Below are 16,942 nucleotides of genomic sequence, written 5' to 3'. Positions count from 1 at the left end.
CCGGGCGCGGCTACCCTGACCTGGTGTCCGCACCGCGCAGCGTCGCTCTCGTCACCCTCGGGTGCGCCCGCAACGACGTCGACTCCGAGGAGCTCGCGGGGCGGCTCGAGGCGGCGGGCTGGCTGCTCGTCGACGACGCGGCCGACGCCGACGTCGCGGTCGTCAACACGTGCGGCTTCGTCGAGCAGGCGAAGAAGGACTCCATCGACACCCTCCTGCAGGCCGCCGACGTCCGGGACGACGCGACGACCCGCACGCAGGCCGTCGTCGCCGTCGGCTGCCTCGCGGAGCGCTACGGCGAGCAGCTCGCGGCGTCGCTGCCCGAGGCGGACGCCGTCCTCGGCTTCGACTCCTACGCCGACCTCGCGTCGAGCCTGGAGAAGATCCTCCACGGCGACCGGCCGTCCTCCCACGTGCCCGTCGACCGCCGCACCCTGCTGCCGCTGAGCCCGGCCGCCCGCCAGGGCCGCGGCGTCGCGCTCCCCGGCCACGGCGACGGCTCCGCCGCGGTCGCCGCCGACGGGTCGCACGTCCCCGCCGCGCTGCGCCCGGACGGCGCCGCGACGGCGCCCGCCCCGACCGTCGCCGACCTGCCGGCGGGTGTCGCGCCCGCGAGCGGGCCGCGCGTCGTCCGGCGCCGGCTCGGCAGCCTGCCGTGGGCACCGCTCAAGCTGGCCTCCGGCTGCGACCGGCGCTGCAGCTTCTGCGCGATCCCGGCCTTCCGCGGGGCGTTCGTCTCCCGCCGCCCGGAGGACGTCCTCGCCGAGGCCCGCTGGCTCGCCGACCAGGGTGTCAGCGAGCTCTTCCTCGTGAGCGAGAACTCGACGTCCTACGGCAAGGACCTCGGCGACCTGCGGGCGCTCGAGGCCCTCCTGCCGGCCCTCGCGGAGGTCGACGGCGTCGAACGGGTGCGGGTCTCGTACCTGCAGCCCGCGGAGATGCGCCCGGGCCTGGCCGAGGTCATCACGGGGACGACGGGCGTCGTGCCGTACTTCGACCTGTCGTTCCAGCACTCCTCGCCGTCGGTCCTGCGCCGGATGCGCCGGTTCGGCGGCACCGACGACTTCCTCGCGCTCGTCGAGCGGGTCCGCGCGCTCGCCCCGGACGCCGGGATCCGGTCCAACGTCATCGTCGGGTTCCCCGGCGAGACCGAGGCGGACGTCGCCGAGCTCGAACGCTTCCTCGCCGCGGCCCGGCTCGACGTCGTCGGCGTCTTCGGGTACTCCGACGAGGACGGCACCGAGGCCGCGACGCTGGACGGCAAGGTCGATCCCGACGAGGTCGCCGACCGGGTCTCCCGGGTCAGCGCCCTCGTCGACGAGCTCGTCGCCCAGCGCGCCGAGGACCGGGTCGGCAGCGTCGTCCACGTGCTCGTCGAGGAGCACGAGGACGAGGCGGACGCCGACCTGCCGGGCGGGGCGCAGGGCGTCCCCGTGGGCCGGGCCGCGCACCAGGGCCCGGAGGTGGACGGCGTGACGCGCCTGGTCGGCCTGCTCGCCGGCTCCGACGACCTCGGCGCCGCGACCGGCGTCGACCTCGCGGTCGGGCGGTTCGTCCGCGCGGTCGTCGTCGCGAGCGACGGCCCGGACCTCGTCGCGTGCCCCGACGGGGGGAGCTGACGTGGCCGCCGGCGACAGCGCCNGGACGGCGTCCGGCCGCAGTCGATCGCCGTCGAACGCGCCCGGGAGACGATCGCCCGGGCGAACGAGGTGCGCACCGAGCGCCGCCGCTCCGAGGACGCCGACCCGGTCGCGCTGCCCGTCGCGGTCGGCGTGAGCGTCTGGAACATCGCCAACGCGCTGACGCTGCTGCGGATCATCCTCGTCCCGGTGTTCTTCTGGCTGCTCCTCGCGAGCGCCGACCGGCCGACCTCGTGGCGGTTCGCGGCCGCCGCCTGCTTCGTCGTCGCCGTGGTGACCGACCGGTTCGACGGCGAGCTCGCGCGTCGCCGCGGCCTCGTCACCGACGTCGGCAAGATCGCCGACCCGATCGCGGACAAGGCGCTCATGGGTGCCGCGCTCGTGGGGCTGTCGCTGCTCGACGAGCTGTGGTGGTGGGTCACGGTCGTCGTCCTCGCGCGCGAGATCGGCATCACCCTCATGCGGTTCTTCGTCATCCGGCACGGCGTCATGCCCGCCGGGCGGGGCGGCAAGGCGAAGACCGCCCTGCAGGCCCTGGCGGTGACGCTCTACGTCATGCCGCTGCCGGGCTGGATGCACCCCGTCGAGGTGGTGCTCATGGCCGGTGCGGTCGCGATGACCGTCATCACCGGGGCGGACTACGTCGTCAAGGCCGTGCGGCTCGTCGACGGCAGCGAGCGGACCGCCGCCCGGCGCAAGGCCCGCGCGGCGCGGACCGGCCGCGCCGGCGCGTGACCACGCCCGGGGACGCGCCGGGGGAGGAGGACGTCGCCCGGCTCGCCCGGGAGGTCGTCACGACCCTGACGGCCCGCGGTCTGACGCTCGCCACCGCCGAGTCGCTCACCGGCGGGCTGCTCGCGGCCCGGGTCGTCGACGTCCCCGGCGCCTCCGCGGTCCTGCGCGGCGGGGTCGTCGCCTACGCGACCGACCTCAAGCACCTGCTCCTCGGCGTCGATGCGGACCTGCTCGCGGCCCGTGGCGCGGTCGACCCGGACGTCGCCGCGGCGATGGCGCTGGGCGTCCGGGAGCGGCTCGGCGCCGACGTCGGGGTCGCGACCACAGGGGTCGCCGGCCCGGACCCGCAGGACGGCCACGCGGCGGGCACGGTCTTCGTCGCCGTGAGCCTGTCGCCGGCCCTGGCTGCCGGGGGCGCCGGGGGTGGGCGTGTCGTCCCCCTGCTGCTCGCGGGGGACCGGACGGCGATCCGGACCGCGACCGTCGCCGAGGCCCTCGGGCTCGTCCTCGCGTCGGTCACGGGCTGACGCTGCGGCCGGGCCGTGGCCGGGTCCCGATGACTGTCCGTTTCGTCCCGAGCGCGCCGGAGATCACCGGACGCGGCCTGTTCGCCCACAGCGATGCGCCCCGTTCGCGCAGAGCGATACGCGCACGTGAACGCCGTCACGGCGGAACACGGACGCCGGTGCGGGAGTTCCCCCCACATGAATCCTCGTGCCCATGCAGGGCGTTCGTCGGTGCGGCGGGGTACGGTTGGTGAAAGCCGTACCCGGCGGGATCCCCTGATGACGCCGAGTCACCGGCTCAAGCCGTTGGCCGGGGGTGCCGAGGTACCACCGGAGAGGGTGCAGGCGAGAGGAGGACGGCCCGTGGTTCTGCTCCGACAGGAGATCGGCGACGTCCTGCGCGACGCCCGCCGCCAGCAGGGTCGCACGCTGCGTGAGGTGTCCTCCGTGGCGCGGGTCTCGCTCGGGTACCTCAGCGAGGTCGAGCGTGGCCAGAAGGAGGCCTCGTCGGAGCTCCTCGCGTCGATCTGCGGTGCCCTCGAGGTCCCGCTGTCATCGGTGCTCCGTGAGGTGAGCCACCGGGTCGCCGCGGCCGAGGGCGTGCCCTCCGAGGTCGCGATGTCCGAAGCGGCCATGTCCGGCGTGTCGATGGGCGAGGTCCTCGTCCCCGACACCGTCCCGGACGACCTCGCCGAGCGGGTCGACCTGCGCGCGTCCGGTCTCGTCAGCGCCAGCGCGGCCTGACGCCGAAGGTCCTACGACCAACGGCCCCGGTTACCCGGGACCGAGGTCCCGGGCGGCGTCCCGTCCGGCGCTGCACGGGCACCGTTCGCAGGATGCGGTGGCCCATGCCCGGACGGGCAGGTTGTCTTCCCCACCCTGGTCCGGGCAGGGTCGGGATCATGCTCAAGAAGATCGCCGTGCTCGCCCCGGCCCTGCTCCTCGCCGCCCTCGGGGTGCTCGTCGCCCCGCCTGCCTCGGCGGCCACGGTCCCGGCTGCCCCGACGGGCCTGACCGGCGCGTACACCGGGGGCGGGACGGCGGCCCTCGCGTGGACCGACAACGCCGTCGACGAGGCCGGCTACGAGCTCGAGCTGTGCGTCGCCCTCACCGGCCCCTGCACGACGTTCGTGCAGGCCGTCCGGCTCCCGGCCGGCACGACGACGTTCACCGACCCGGGGATGTCGACCACGACCTACTACCGGGTGCGGGCGGTCAACACGGCCGGTGCCTCGGCGTACTCGAACGTCGCCGCCGTCGGGGTCGGCTTCTCGACGGGCGAGAACCCCACAGCGGTCCTGGCCTCGACGGCCACCTCCGGCACCGCGCCGCTCACCGTCTCGTTCGACGGCGCCGCCTCGACCGGGTTCGCCGGGCAGGCGATCACGAGCTGGACCTGGACCTTCGGTGACGGGACGACCGCCAACGGCGCGCAGGCGAGCCACACCTTCACCGCGGCCGGGACGTACCTCGTCGTCCTCGCGGTGAGCAGCGGGTTCGGCGTCGACCGTGCCTGGGTGCCGGTCTACGTCGAGCAGAAGACCCTCGTCGCGCCGTCCGACCTCGCCGCGACGGCGACGAGCAGGTCCCGCGTCGCGCTGGCCTGGACGAACCCGGTGAGCACGACGACGTCGATCGTCGTCCAGCGCTGCAAGGGCGCCGGCTGCACGACCTTCACGAACCTTCGCACCCTGCCCGCCACCGCGACGACGTACGCCGACACGACGGTGAGCAGCCGCTCGACCTACACGTACCGCCTGCGTGTCACCGACGGCACCCCCGCCACCGCCCTCTCGAACACGGCGACAGCGACGACCCCCCGCTGACGAGAACCCACACGACAGCGGGGTGTTCGGGACGCGGGTCAGGCCTGGGAGGCTTGGCGGGCCTTGATCATCTCGCGCTTGTCCTCGAAGCGGGCGGCCTTCTTGTCGAGGGCGTCCATGAAGGTCGCGAGCTTGTCGCGGGCCTGCTCGCCCTCGGCGGACAGGCCCTCGATGTCGAAGAGCTTCCAGAACTTGAGGACCGGGTTGAGCACCTCGTCGCGGTGGATCCGCAGGTCGTAGATCCCGGCGAGCGCGATCTGCAGCGAGCGCCGGGTGAAGCCCTCGATCGTCGAGCCGGGCATCTGGAAGCCCTCGACGACGTCCCAGACCGCCTGGATCGTCTGGTCCGGCGCGAGCTCGAGCGCCTGGGCGAGCAGGTTGCGGTAGAAGACCATGTGAAGGTTCTCGTCGACGGAGATCCGCGCGAGGAGCTGCTCGCAGAACGGGTCCTCGGTGAACTTCCCGGTGTTGCGGTGCGAGATCCGCGTCGCGAGCTCCTGGAACGAGACGTACGCGACGGTGTGGAGCATGTCGAGCTCGTACGAGCTCTCGAAGCCCTGCGTCATGTGGATCATCCGCTCGCGCTCGAGCGCGACCGGGTCGACGGCCCGGGTCGTCAGCAGGTAGTCGCGGATCGCGATCCCGTGCCGGCCCTCCTCGGCGGTCCAGCGGCCGATCCAGGTGCCCCACGCGCCGTCCGGCCCGAACGACTGGTAGATCTCGCGGTGGTAGCTCGGCAGGTTGTCCTCGGTGAGGAGGTTGACGACGAGCGCCGTCCGGGCGGTCTCGCTGACCTTCGACTGGCTGACGTCCCATGCCTGCCCGCCGAACGGGCCGTCGAAGTTGCTGCCCTCGGTCCAGGGGATGTACTCGTGCGGCATCCACTCCTTGGCGACCGCGATGTGCCGGTCGAGCTCCTTGGCGACGGCCGGTTCGAGCTCGTGGAGGAGCTGCGCTTGCGTGTACTGGGCCATGGTGGACTCCCTGGCTCGCGGGCGGTGTCGGGCTGAGTTTCCTACGCCACCGTAACCTCGTCCAGGGGTGCCGTCAGGTCCAGCCCGACGGGCGGGACCGCGCCCGGTCGGGCCGCGGGCTGCCCAGCGGCCGCATCGGGGCCCCGCTGTCCGTCGGGGTCGGGCCGTGCTGGCACCGCGGGCACCAGAAGGCGACCCGGTCGGTGGGGGCCCGCCCGATGGACGCCACCCGCACCGTCGCGCCGCACCGCCGACAGGGCCGACCGGAACGGGCGTGGACGTACTGGGTGCGGCCGTCCCGGGTGTCGCCGGTCGTCGACTGGACGGCGCGGTCGCGGTTCGCGGTGAGCAGCCGGTGGAGCAGGTCGACGAGCGCGGCGGGGTCGCCGGCGTCGCCCACGGGCGTCCACGGCGTGACCCCGCGCAGGAAGAGCGCCTCGCACATGAAGAACGTGCCGACCCCCGCGAGCACCCGCTGGTCGAGGAGCGCCTCGCCGACGGGGCGGGCCGGGTCGGCGACGAGGCGGGCCACGGCCGCTGCGGCGTCCCACGACGGGCCGAGCAGGTCGGGGCCGAGGTGCCCGACGAGGGTGCTCTCCTGGTCGGTGGGGACGAGGTCGAGCATCCCGAGGCGGTGACCGACCGCCGTCCACGTGTCGTTGACGAGCAGCGCGCGGATCCCGTGGTCCGGTCGGCCGCCGCGCCACGGCTCACCGGTGCGGTGGACGTGCCAGGAGCCCTCCATCCGCAGGTGGCTGTGCAGGGTCCAGCCCGGTCCGTCGTCCGTGCCGGCGACCCGGGTGAGGAGGTGCTTGCCGGCGCTCACGACCTCGAGGACCGGGCGGCCGGCGAGGTCGACCGTGGCGAGCGAGGGCCACCGCAGGTCGGTGCGCAGCAGGACCCGGCCGGCCAGCGCGGCATGGAGCCGCTGGGCCGTCCGCCAGACCACGTCACCCTCGGGCACGAGGAACACTCTGCCCGAGGGTGACGCGAGCGGCGTGGCGAGTCCCCTGACCGGAACCGCCCGCCGGGTCTGGTGCGACGGCGCCGTTGCCGTCAGTCGTCCTCCGGCTCGTCCTCGTGCGAGTCCTTGCCGGAGCTGTCGTCCGCCCCGCCCCCGCCGGAGCCCGAGCGGTTCTCGTCGTCGGCCTCGTCGGCCTCGTCGTCGGACGAGCCGGAGCGGTCCTCGTCGGCGTCGTCGTCCGAGCGGGAGCCGCTGCCGGAGCCGGACCGGTCGTCGCCCTTCGAGGAGCCGGACCCGTGCCGCGAGCCGGACGTTGACGAGCGGTGGTCGGAGTCGTCGTCCGCGTCGTCGTCCTCGTGCGTGCGGCCGCCGTGGTCGTCGCCGGCCTCGTCGGAGTCCTCGGAGTCCTCGGAGTCCTCGGAGTCGTCGTCGGCGTCGTCCGACCGGGTGCCGGACGGCGTCGCGTCGCCGGTCGTGCCGTCGCCGGACGGCGTCGCCCCGGTCGACGGGCCGTCGCCCGGGGTCGTCGCGTCGTCCGTCGGCGTCGCGCCCGGGGTGGCGTCGTCGGTCGGGGTCGCGTCGTCCTCGACGGAGATCCCGGTGGCCGGGTCGTCCCCGCCGTCGAACGGCGACACCGTGGCGACGACCTTGTCAAAGTCGTTCTGCACCGGGTCGGGCAGCGCGCCCGCCGCACCGGTGAGCCCGACGCTCGCGACGGCGACGGCCGAGGCCGCGCCCAGCTTCGCGGCGAGCCCGAGCCCGCCGAGCCACTCCCAGACCATGCGCTTCCTCCGGTTCGGTGCGGTGACCCTGCGGCCGTGGCGGCCGGTCGGTCCCGCGGCCGGGTGCGGTGCCGTGACCGGCGCCGTCCCCGTCGGGTGGACGAGACCCCGGGTGCCGTGCACCAGGAGGGCGGCCAGCGCAGGTGTCGGCTGCACCGGTCCGTCCTGAGCGGCACGGCGCAGCGGCGCGACGGCGTCCGCGACGGCGGCCAGGTCGGGCCGGCCCTGGGTCCGCAGACCCGGGCCGTCCCCACGCAGGACGGCGTCGGTGACGGGGTCGCTGATGCGGCGTCGTGTGCTCATCTCGTCTCCGTCATCGCGTCAGGGTCGACGGAGGGTACGGGTGAGGCCACGCGCTGTGCCGGAATCACCCGTCTGAGGGAGTCGAGGCCCCGCCGCTGGAGCGCCTTCACCGCGCCGGGACGCTTCCCGACGGCCTCGGCGACCTGCTCGACCGACAGGTCCGCGACGATCCGCAGGTACAGGACCTCCTGCTGGTCGGGGGACAGGTGCCCGAGCAGCGCGACGGCGCGGGCGGTGCCGTCGTTCTCCACCGCCCGGTCCTCCGCGCTCACCTCGAACCGGCCGTCGTCGACCTCGGCCGCGGGGTCGGTGCGCCGGCGGGTGCGCTTGCGCAGCTCGTCGAGCATCCGCCGGTGCGTCACCGTGAAGAGCCAGGTCCGGAACGCCGCCTCGTCGCCGTCGAACGACGACAGCCCGGTGAGCACACCGAGGAAGACCTCACTCGTGAGGTCGTCCGGCTCGGTCGAGCCGCGCGACGCCGCGTAGCGCCGGACCGCGGGGGAGTAGGCCTCCCAGAGCCGGGTCAGCGCCCAGCCGCCGCCGGCCCGCGCGGCGGGCAGCAGCGCGGCGAACTCCTCGGCCGGCAGCACCTCGTCGTGATCGGCGTCCCGGCGCCGGGGCTTGACCGGGCCCGCCGCCGACCGGGTGACGGCTACCACGCCGGGATGACGCGGCCCGCTCGCGTACCACCCGGCGGTGATCGCCGGGACAGCCTCCTGGACTGACGACCGGGACCCGGTCCCCGGAGCACGCTGGCAGCGGTGGCAGCACGGCCGGCCCGCCGTCCGCCGCCCGACACCCGCCAGGCCAGGATCGGGGGATCCACCCATGGGAAGCAGATCGCCGGACGACGTCCTCGAACGGCTCAAGGCCGGTTCGCCGACGGACTGGGACGAGGCGGCGCAGCGGTTCGGTCCGCTGCTCCGGTGGGTGGTGCGGCGGCACCGCCTCGCGCCGGAGGACGGCGACGACGTCGTCCAGACGACCTGGCTGCGGTTGTGGGAGAACCTCGACCGGGTCCGCGAGCCCGAGGCGCTCGGCGGCTGGCTCGTCACCACGTGCCGCCGGGAGAGCCTGCGGACGCTGCGGCTGCGCGCCCGCACCGTACCCCGGGACCCCGGGGACGAGACGTGGTGCATCGCCGCCACCGACGGGGACGGCGACCCGCACGACGACGTCGCCCGGCGGCTCGACGCGGCGACCCTGTACGCCGCCGTCGCTGACCTGCCCGCCCGGCAGCGGTCGGTCCTGCTCGCGATGCTCGACAACGACGGTGCCAGCTACGCGGAGACGTCCCGGCGCCTCGGTCTGCCGGTGGGCAGCCTGGGGCCGACCCGGATGCGCGCCCTGGCGCGGCTGCGCCGGGACCGGCGTCTCGTCGGCGATGTACGCAGCGACCTCCGCAGCGATCTGTCCGAGGAAGAGCGGCACCTGCCGATTCTCCGAAGTGTCCGTTGACGCCACACTTGTTCCTGATCATCGACATGATCGGTGCGACGTCCGCGTCGCGCCCAGGCCCAGGAGGTTCCTGTGGGATTCCCCGCACCGCCGATCGTCTCGCTCCAGCACGTCGCCGCCGGCTCGGCCCGTGACCGGCACCTCGGGTGGGGGGTGCTCGTCGCCGCGGACGTCGTCCTCGCCCCCGCGCCGGAGAAGGTGCTCGCCTCCGACGACGACTGGTTCGAGGTGCTCCTCGCGTCCTTCCCGCGCCCGACCCGGCGGGTGGCCGGTGACGGGCACCGGCCGCCGCGCGTCGACCTCGAGCGGATCGCCGTCGACCGCGTCGAGGTCCGCAACCTGGCCGGCGGCCCGGAAGGGCTGGCCGTCGTCACGCTCGCCGCGGCGTCCCGGCACACCCCGTTGCACACGGCGTACGACGTCCGGGCCGTCGCACGGAGCATCGACGCGGAGCCGGGCCTGTGGCGTGCGCTCGTCGGCGCGGGCGTGCTGCCGGACGGTGTGCTCGAGCGGCCGCTCAGCGACCTCGACCTCGTCGTCGAGGCCGAGCGGGCGGCCCGCGGGCGCCGGGTCAGCGAGCACTGCCACGGGCGGGGTGGCACGGTCGCGTTCGGCTTCTGCTGCGTCTTCCCGTGGAGCTCGTGCTGCAAGGCCCGGGTCGCGGAGGACACCCCGGATGACGTGACGTCCGCGGCGGGGGAGCCGGGCGTCTGATGGGGCTGCCGGACCAGGCGCGGCGCCGGGTGCTCGTCGACGTCGTCCCGCCGATGGCGCTGTGGGTGCTGGACCTCGTCGTGTCGTCCGGCAACGAGCAGCAGCGCGGCATCCTGCCCGCGATCGGCATCGCCTACGCGTTCCTCGGGTACGTGCCGCTCGTCGTCCGCCGGCGGTACCCGCGGGCGGTGTTCCTCGTCGTCGTCGGGCACGCGCTGCTCGCGCCGGCGGTCACCGCGACGTACTTCCCGACGTTCTCGTGGTGGTTGGGGCTGTACACGGTGGCCGCGACGTCCCGGCTCGCCGAGGCGGTGGGCGCCTTGGCGGTCGCGTCCCTCCCCGCGGCCGCCGTCGTCGCGACGAACGTGCGCGACGCGTCCCCCGACCACCGCGCGTCGGCGTTCGTCGCGGCGGCCGTGCCGAACGTGGTGCTCCTCGCGGCGCTGTTCGGGGTCGCCCGCTGGGCCCGGTGGTCGGGCCAGCGGCACGAGGCGTCCCGGCGCTCCGCCGAGGAGGCGATCGCTGCGGAACGCACCCGCATCGCCCGCGACCTGCACGACGTCGTGGCCCACTCGGTGACGCTCATGCTCCTGCAGGCCGGGGGAGCGGCGCGGTTCGTCCGGCAGGACCCGGACCGGGCGGCGGCCGCGCTCGCGCACGTCGACACCCTCGGCCAGCAGGCGCTCGTCGAGTTGCGCCGGATGCTCGTGCTGCTGCGCCCGGACGACGCCCCGCCGGGCGCCGGGGTCGCGTCCTCCCCGAGCGGCCTGACGAACCTGCCCTCGCTCGTCGACCGGGTCGCGGCCGGAGGTACCGACGCGCGGCTCGTCGTCGAGGGCGAGCCCCGCGCGCTCGAGCCGGGCGTCGACCTCACGGTCTACCGGATCGCCCAGGAGGCGCTGACGAACGCGACCCGGTACGCCGACCCGGCGGCCCCGGTCGAGGTGCGGCTGCGCTGGCTCGAGGACGACGTCGAGCTCGAGGTGCTCAACCGCAGGGCGCCCGGCCGGCGGGCGGCGGCCGGGCGGCCCGAGGGCGGCGGCTACGGCCTGGTCGGGATGCGCGAGCGGGTGCTGTCCGTCGACGGGCACCTGCTCGCCGGTCCGCAGCCCGACGGGACGTTCCGCGTCCTGGCCCGGCTGCCCGCGGCCCGGGAGCGGGCGGCGGCCACGCATGGCTGACCTGCCCGCTGCCGGGGACCACAGCGTCGGGGACCGCACCGTCGGGGTCCTGCTCGTGGACGACGAGCCGCTGGTGCGCGCCGGCCTGGCGATGCTCGTGGACTCCGAGCCCGATCTGAGGGTCGTCGGTGAGGCGACGGACGGCCTGCAGGCGGTCGAGCTCGCGCACCGGCTGCGCCCCGACGTCGTCGTCATGGACATCCGGATGCCGCGCGCGGGCGGCGTGGAGGCGACCCGCCGGCTCGTGGGCGACGAGTTCATCGCGGAGTCCGGCTTCGAGACGGCGGTGCTCGTCCTCACGACGTTCAACGAGGACGACGCGGTCTTCGAGGCGCTGCGCGCGGGGGCGTCCGGGTTCCTGCTGAAGAACGCCGCGCCGCACTGGCTCGGGGAGGCGATCCGCGCGGTCGCCGCCGGCAACGCCTGGCTCGACCCGCAGGTCGCCCGCACGCTCCTCGCCGACTTCACCGCGCGGCCGCAGCAGTCCCTGCCGACGGCCGCCGAGCTCGAACAGCTCACGGTCCGCGAGCAGGAGGTGCTCGTGCTCGTGGCGCACGGCCTGACGAACACGGACATCGCGGCGCACCTCGTCGTCAGCGAGGCGACCGTGAAGACGCACGTCGGCCGGGTGCTCTACAAGCTCGGGGTCCACGACCGTTCGCAGGCCGTCGTCGTCGCGTACAAGACCGGCCTCGTCGGGCCGCAGGACCAGCCGCCCCCGCGCCGGACGTGACGTCGTCCAGCTGTCGGAGGGGGCGTCCTCTGGCGGGTGAACGACCCCAAACTCGCGTCTTGGGGTGCGTTACCCGCCAGAGGACGGTGTCAGGAGATGACGACCTCGTCGAGCAGGCCGGTGAACTGGTCGTGGCCGGAGGTGTCCTTGGCGCCGATGAGGATCGCTGAGCTGTTGCTGATCTTGCCGGTCGACTTCGACGTGCTCCATGAGGTGCCGTCGACGGTCAGCGTGACCTTGGACGACGTCCGGGCGCACGTGATCGTGTGCCAGGCCCCGTCGTTGAGCGTGGGCCCCTTGGTGAGCTGGCCCTGGCCGCCGGACCCGCGGAAGTTGCACAGCGCCTGGCCGCTCTTGACGATCTCGACCTTCCAGCTCCCGCCGGAGGTCGTCGACAGCCCCTTGCGGACGAGGTCGTAGTCGCCGACCGACGACGACGGCAGCACGGTGAACCTCACCTTGAGCGAGACGGAGTACGACGACGTGCCCGGGTCGAGCACGGACTTGTCGGGCACGGTGACGTAGCTCGGCTTCGTCGACCACTCGAACGCCTTGCCGGTCGACCCCGCGACGCCGGTCGTGAGGTTCTTCAGCGTGCCGGTGCTGCCGTTCCCCGACGAGTCCGCCGCGGTGGAGCCGGTGTCCTCGAACGACCAGTGCGCCCGCTCGGTCGCCGCGCCCGCGGTTCCCGGCAGGAGGAGGACCGCCGCGGCCCCGGCGACCGCCCCTGCGGCCGCACGCCTCATCAGCCTCGTGCTGTTCATGGTTGCCCCTTCGATGGTTCGCCCCGCGACCGGCGAGGGTCCGCCGTCGCGCCAGCGATCTTCGCAGCCGACCGCGCCGTTCGCGGGAGAACGCCCGGAGTGTCACGAACCTGACCGGTCGCGTCGGCGCCGTGACCGACTGCCGTGCCGTCCGGCCCGTTCCCCTCTGCTGCGGGCCCTCGGAGCGGGTTCCGCTCTCACGTGCCGGGCCGCTCCGGGGCCTGCCGACTGCCGGGCCGCCCCCGCATCCCGCGCGGTCAGGCCCGCAGCCGCAGCCCGCGCGGGGTCGCGTGGAAGCCGGCCGCGGCGAGCGCCCTTGCCAGCGGGTGCTCGCCGGACAGGACACCCTCGCCGTCGGCGCGCTCGACGGTGAGCCGGCCGAGGGCGCCGTCCCGGACCGAGAGGGCGAGCGCGTCGGCGGCGGACTGAAGGACCGGCTCGCTCGCGGTGAACGACAGCAGCGAGCGGCCGCCGCGCTCGACGTAGAGGACGAGCGCCCCGTCGACGAGGACGACGAGCGCACCGGCCTTGCGGCCCGGCTTGTGCCCCGCACCCGTGGGCGCCGCCGTCGGTGCGTCCGTCGCACCGGCGCGGTCGGCCGGGCCGGCCCGGCCGGGACGCTCCGGCCGGTCGGGCCAGGGGAGCGCGGCGCCGTAGGGGTTCGCCGGATCGGCCGCGGCGAGGACGACGGTCCGCCCGCTCGTGTCGCGGACCGCGCCGCCGGAGCCGCGGCCGTACCCGTCGCCGAAGCCCTCCCCGAACCCGTCGCCGTATCCGTCGGTCGGCCCGTCCCCGACCGGGCGCGCCGAGGCGCGCAGCCGGTCGACCGCCCCGGTCGTGCCGAACTGGGCGGCACCGAGGCCCTCGACGAAGTAGCCGCGGCGCACCCGGCCGGCGTCCTCGAACGCGGACAGCACGCGGTACACCGCGGCGAACCCGCCCGGCACCCGCTCCGCACCGACGGCGCCCCGGGTCACGACGCCGTGCCGCTCGAGGAGCACCTCGGCGCCGGCGTGCGCGCGCAGCGTCGCGTCGGCCTCCCGCGGCGGCAGCAGCGACCAGCGCCCGGCCGCCACCGGCGGCCCGGACCGGCTCGGCAGCGCGGCCCGCCCGGCGNTACGGCGGCGGCCCGCAGCCCGGCGTACCGGCCGCCGCCGTACCGGGCTCGCGGTGCCGCGGGCTTCGACCGGTGCGTCGTCCGGCCGCCGGACAGCCGTGCCCGCAGCGGGGCGAGGGTGTCGTTCGTCAGGTGGCCGGCCCAGAGCAGGTCCCACAGGGCGTCGGTGAGCTTGGCGTCGTCCGTCAGACCGGCGGTGTCCGAGAGGGCGCGGAAGAAGAACGCGCCGCCGCCGGCGAGGGCGTCGAGCACCGCCTGGTGGATGTCGCCGACCACGAGGTCGGCGTCCGGGTCGGGCAGCGTGAGCGGCGCGAGGTCGGCGGGGTGCAGCGCGACCCAGCCGTCCTCACCGGGGAGGGCGCCGTGCCCGGACCACACGACCTCGCCCGCCGCGGTGAGCTCGTCGAGCATCGTGGGGGAGTAGCCGGGCACCCGGGCCGGCAGCACGAGCGTCTCGAGCGCGCTCGCCGGGACGACCGCACCCGCGAGCTGCTCGACCGCGCGCAGCACCCCCTCCGCCCCGCGCACCGACGAGCCGACGCCCTGCCAGGCCGGCAGGAACCGGGCGAGGTCGGCGGCCGGCACCGGCTCGACCTCCGCGCGCAGCGCCGCGAGCGAGCGGCGGCGCAGCGTCCGCAGGACCTCGGCGTCGCAGTAGTCGGTGCCCTGGCCGCCGCCGGACTCCAGCGGGCGCAGCTCGCCCTCGACGAGCCGGCCGGCCGCGACGAGCCGGCGCAGCGCCTCGGTGACGACGGCGGGCCCGAGGCCGTACCGGGCCGCGACGTCGTGGGCGGTGAACGGGCCGTGGGTGCGGGCGTGCCGGCCGAGCAGGTCGGCGAGCGGGTCGGGGACGGGCTCGGTGAAGACCTCGGCGATCCCGACGGGCAGCGGCGTCCCGAGCGCGTCCCGCAGCCGGCCGGCGTCCTCGACGACGGCCCAGCGCTGCTCGCCGGCGACCCGGACCCGGATGACCCGCCGGGCCGCCTCGAGCGCGTCGAGCCAGCCGGCCGCGACCGTCGGGAGGACGGCCTCGCCGGCGTCGGTCTCACCGGTCGTCGCCCGGGCGGCGACCTCGGCGGTGGTCAGCGGGCCGAGCAGCCGCAGCAGGTCGGCGACCCCCTCGAGACCGCGGACCCGGCGGCCCGGGTCGAGTCGCTGCAGCTCAGCCTCGGTGCGGGTGAGGGCGGCCGGGTCGAGCAGGTCGCGCAGCGCCGCGCCCTCGCCGCGCCCGAGCAGCTCGGCGAGCAGCGTCGGGTCGAGCGCGAGCGCCGCGGCCCGGCGCTCGGCGAGCGGCGAGTCCCCCTCGTAGAGGAACTGCGCCACGTAGCCGAAGAGCAGGCTGCGGGCGAACGGCGACGGCTGGGCGGTCTCGACCTCGACGACCTTGACCTTGCGGGACGCGAGGTCCTTCATGAGCTCGACGAGCCCGGGGACGTCGAACACGTCCTGGAGGCACTCCCGGACCGTCTCCAGGACGATCGGGAACGACCCGTAGCGGCTCGCGACCTGGAGCAGCTGGGCCGCCCGCTGGCGCTGCTGCCACAGCGGCTGCCGTTTGCCGGGCGTGCGGCGCGGCAGCAGCAACGCCCGGGCGGCGCACTCGCGGAACCGGGCGGCGAACAGCGCCGAGCCGCCGAGCTCGGTGGTCACGAGGTCCTCGACGTCGTCGGCGTCGAGGGTCATGAGGTCGGCGACGTCGGGGGCCCGGCCGTCCGCGGTCTCGACGTCCGGCAGCCGCAGGACGATCCCGTCGTCCCCGTGCATCGCCTGCACCTCGACGCCGAACCGCTCCCGGAACCGGGCCGCGACGGCGAGCGCCCACGGGGCGTGGACCTGGCCGCCGAACGGCGAGTGGACGACGACCCGCCAGTCCCCGAGCTCGTCGCGGAACCGCTCCACGACGAGGGTCCGGTCGTCCGGCACGTGCCGGGTTGCCGCCTGCTGCTCGCGCAGGTAGGCGAGCAGGTTGTCGGCGGCCCACTCGTCGAGCCCGGCGACCCGGGCCCGCTCGCGCGCCGCGTCGTCGTCGAGCCGGGTCAGCTCGCGGACGAACGCACCGACCGCGCGGCCGAGCTCGGCGGGCCGGCCCTGGGCGTCGCCGTGCCAGAACGGCAGCTTGCCCGGCTGGCCCGGGGCGGGCGTGACGAGCACCCGGTCGTGGGTGATCTCCTCGATCCGCCACGAGGACGAGCCGAGCGTGAAGACGTCACCGACCCGGGACTCGTAGACCATCTCCTCGTCGAGCTCCCCGACCCGGCGGCCGGCGCCCTTGCGGGCCTCGTCGCCGCCGGCGAGGAACACCCCGAAGAGGCCGCGGTCGGGGATCGTCCCGCCGGACGTCACCGCGAGCCGCTGCGCACCGGGGCGCGCGCTCACGGTGCCGGTGAGCCGGTCCCAGACGAGGCGGGGCCGCAGCTCGGCGAACTCGTCGCTCGGGTACCGCCCGGAGAGCATGTCGAGCACGGCCTCGAGCACCCCCCGGGTCAGCGTCGAGAACGGGGCCGCCCGCCGGACGAGCGCCTCGAGGTCGTCGACCGACCACGGCTCCATGGCGAGCATCGCGACGATCTGCTGGGCGAGGACGTCGAGCGGGTTCGTGGGCACCCGCAGCGCCTCGATCTTCCCGTCGCGCATGCGCTCCACGACGACGGCGGTCTGCACGAGGTCGCTGCGGAACTTCGGGAAGAGCACGCCGCGCGACACCGCGCCGACCTGGTGCCCGGCCCGGCCGACCCGCTGCAGGCCGCTCGCGACGCTCGGCGGCGACTCGACCTGGACGACGAGGTCGACGGCGCCCATGTCGATGCCGAGCTCGAGGCTGGACGTCGCGACGACCGCCGGCAGCCTGCCGGCCTTGAGCTCCTCCTCGATGATCGAGCGCTGCTCCTTGCTCACCGAGCCGTGGTGCGCGCGGGCGAGCGTCGTGGGGACCCCGACCGCGGCCCCGGCCTGCGCCATCAGCGCGGCCGGCTGCACCGAGCCCGGCTCGGGCAGCTCCTCGCCCGTCGTCCGCTCGTGCCAGACCTCGTTGAGCCGGGCGGTGAGCCGCTCGGCGAGCCGGCGCGAGTTCGAGAAGACGAGGGTCGAGCGGTGCTCGGCGATGAGGTCGACGACGCGTTCCTCGACGTGCGGCCAGATCGACGGCCGCCGCAGCGCACCCGCCGCGGCCCCGGTGAGGTCGGGCTCCGCCCAGCCCCCCGGTGCGCCGTCCGCGCCGCCGCGACCGGGGTGCCCGGTGGCGCGCC

At 75.5% G+C, this 16,942-nt stretch carries 14 protein-coding genes and 2 pseudogenes; 9 read left to right on the top strand and 7 right to left on the bottom strand.

The window, feature by feature from the left end; genetic code table 11:
• Positions 1-23 precede the first annotated feature (23 nt).
• The 5 genes from rimO to EDJALFJO_RS11165 all read left to right on the top strand — a co-directional run bounded on the left by rimO (position 24) and on the right by EDJALFJO_RS11165 (position 4,707).
• The gene (gene rimO, locus EDJALFJO_RS11185; protein WP_088285165.1) at positions 24-1,619 is read left to right on the top strand and encodes a 30S ribosomal protein S12 methylthiotransferase RimO; all 1,596 of its coding nucleotides are present in this window, start codon (positions 24-26) and stop codon (positions 1,617-1,619) included.
• Between the two features lie 90 nt (positions 1,620-1,709).
• Positions 1,710-2,375: a CDP-diacylglycerol--glycerol-3-phosphate 3-phosphatidyltransferase gene (pgsA, locus tag EDJALFJO_RS11180; protein WP_088285163.1), complete on the top strand. Its 666-nt coding sequence runs from the start codon at positions 1,710-1,712 to the stop codon at positions 2,373-2,375.
• Positions 2,372-2,902: a CinA family protein gene (locus tag EDJALFJO_RS11175; protein WP_088285161.1), complete on the top strand. Its 531-nt coding sequence runs from the start codon at positions 2,372-2,374 to the stop codon at positions 2,900-2,902. The genes pgsA and EDJALFJO_RS11175 overlap by 4 nt, the downstream gene beginning before the upstream one ends.
• 342 nt (positions 2,903-3,244) lie before the next feature.
• Positions 3,245-3,625: a helix-turn-helix domain-containing protein gene (locus tag EDJALFJO_RS11170; RefSeq protein WP_233149803.1), complete on the top strand. Its 381-nt coding sequence runs from the start codon at positions 3,245-3,247 to the stop codon at positions 3,623-3,625.
• A 158-nt stretch (positions 3,626-3,783) separates the two neighbouring features.
• Entirely contained in the window at positions 3,784-4,707 is a 924-nt protein-coding gene (locus EDJALFJO_RS11165) for a PKD domain-containing protein (protein WP_158220394.1), read from the top strand.
• Between the two features lie 38 nt (positions 4,708-4,745).
• Here EDJALFJO_RS11165 and EDJALFJO_RS11160 read toward each other — a convergent pair whose 3' ends face one another.
• The 4 genes from EDJALFJO_RS11160 to EDJALFJO_RS11145 all read right to left on the bottom strand — a co-directional run bounded on the left by EDJALFJO_RS11160 (position 4,746) and on the right by EDJALFJO_RS11145 (position 8,389).
• Positions 4,746-5,681: an acyl-ACP desaturase gene (locus tag EDJALFJO_RS11160; protein WP_088285156.1), complete on the bottom strand. Its 936-nt coding sequence runs from the start codon at positions 5,679-5,681 to the stop codon at positions 4,746-4,748.
• 73 nt (positions 5,682-5,754) lie between these two features.
• Complete coding sequence (locus EDJALFJO_RS11155; RefSeq protein WP_088285181.1) at positions 5,755-6,645, bottom strand: DNA-formamidopyrimidine glycosylase family protein; 891 nt, start codon at positions 6,643-6,645, stop codon at positions 5,755-5,757.
• A 92-nt stretch (positions 6,646-6,737) separates the two neighbouring features.
• Positions 6,738-7,730, bottom strand: a complete 993-nt coding sequence (locus EDJALFJO_RS11150) for a hypothetical protein (RefSeq protein WP_088285154.1) — start codon at positions 7,728-7,730, stop codon at positions 6,738-6,740.
• Positions 7,727-8,389, bottom strand: a complete 663-nt coding sequence (locus EDJALFJO_RS11145) for an RNA polymerase sigma factor (protein WP_158220393.1) — start codon at positions 8,387-8,389, stop codon at positions 7,727-7,729. The genes EDJALFJO_RS11150 and EDJALFJO_RS11145 overlap by 4 nt, the downstream gene beginning before the upstream one ends.
• 169 nt (positions 8,390-8,558) lie before the next feature.
• On the opposite strand from EDJALFJO_RS11145, the gene EDJALFJO_RS11140 reads away from it, so the two are divergent.
• The 4 genes from EDJALFJO_RS11140 (at position 8,559) to EDJALFJO_RS11125 (ending at position 11,816) form a co-directional block, all read left to right on the top strand.
• Complete coding sequence (locus EDJALFJO_RS11140; protein WP_088285150.1) at positions 8,559-9,188, top strand: RNA polymerase sigma factor; 630 nt, start codon at positions 8,559-8,561, stop codon at positions 9,186-9,188.
• Positions 9,189-9,260: 72 nt separating this feature from the next.
• Positions 9,261-9,902 (top strand): hypothetical protein, encoded by a 642-nt coding sequence (locus EDJALFJO_RS11135; RefSeq protein ID WP_088285149.1) that lies wholly within the window; start codon positions 9,261-9,263, stop codon positions 9,900-9,902.
• Positions 9,902-11,083, top strand: coding sequence for a sensor histidine kinase (locus EDJALFJO_RS11130; RefSeq protein ID WP_088285147.1), 1,182 nt, complete (start codon positions 9,902-9,904; stop codon positions 11,081-11,083). Before EDJALFJO_RS11135 ends, EDJALFJO_RS11130 begins: the two co-directional genes overlap by 1 nt.
• Entirely contained in the window at positions 11,076-11,816 is a 741-nt protein-coding gene (locus EDJALFJO_RS11125; protein ID WP_088285145.1) for a response regulator transcription factor, read from the top strand. Before EDJALFJO_RS11130 ends, EDJALFJO_RS11125 begins: the two co-directional genes overlap by 8 nt.
• Positions 11,817-11,905: 89 nt before the next feature.
• On the opposite strand, the gene EDJALFJO_RS11120 is transcribed toward EDJALFJO_RS11125, so the two are convergent.
• The 3 genes and pseudogenes from EDJALFJO_RS11120 to EDJALFJO_RS11115 all read right to left on the bottom strand — a co-directional run.
• Complete coding sequence (locus EDJALFJO_RS11120; protein WP_088285143.1) at positions 11,906-12,580, bottom strand: LamG-like jellyroll fold domain-containing protein; 675 nt, start codon at positions 12,578-12,580, stop codon at positions 11,906-11,908.
• A 257-nt stretch (positions 12,581-12,837) separates the two neighbouring features.
• Positions 12,838-13,696, bottom strand: a pseudogene (locus tag EDJALFJO_RS36365) (DEAD/DEAH box helicase); the annotation flags it as partial.
• A 1-nt stretch (position 13,697) separates the two neighbouring features.
• A pseudogene (locus tag EDJALFJO_RS11115) lies at positions 13,698-16,942 on the bottom strand (helicase-related protein); the annotation flags it as partial.

This window comes from Kineosporia sp. A_224, assembly GCF_002198655.1.
GTDB lineage: Bacteria > Actinomycetota > Actinomycetes > Actinomycetales > Kineosporiaceae > R-H-3.
Note: the sequence above shows the minus strand (reverse complement) of the source record. Positions and strands in the feature narration are given on the sequence as shown.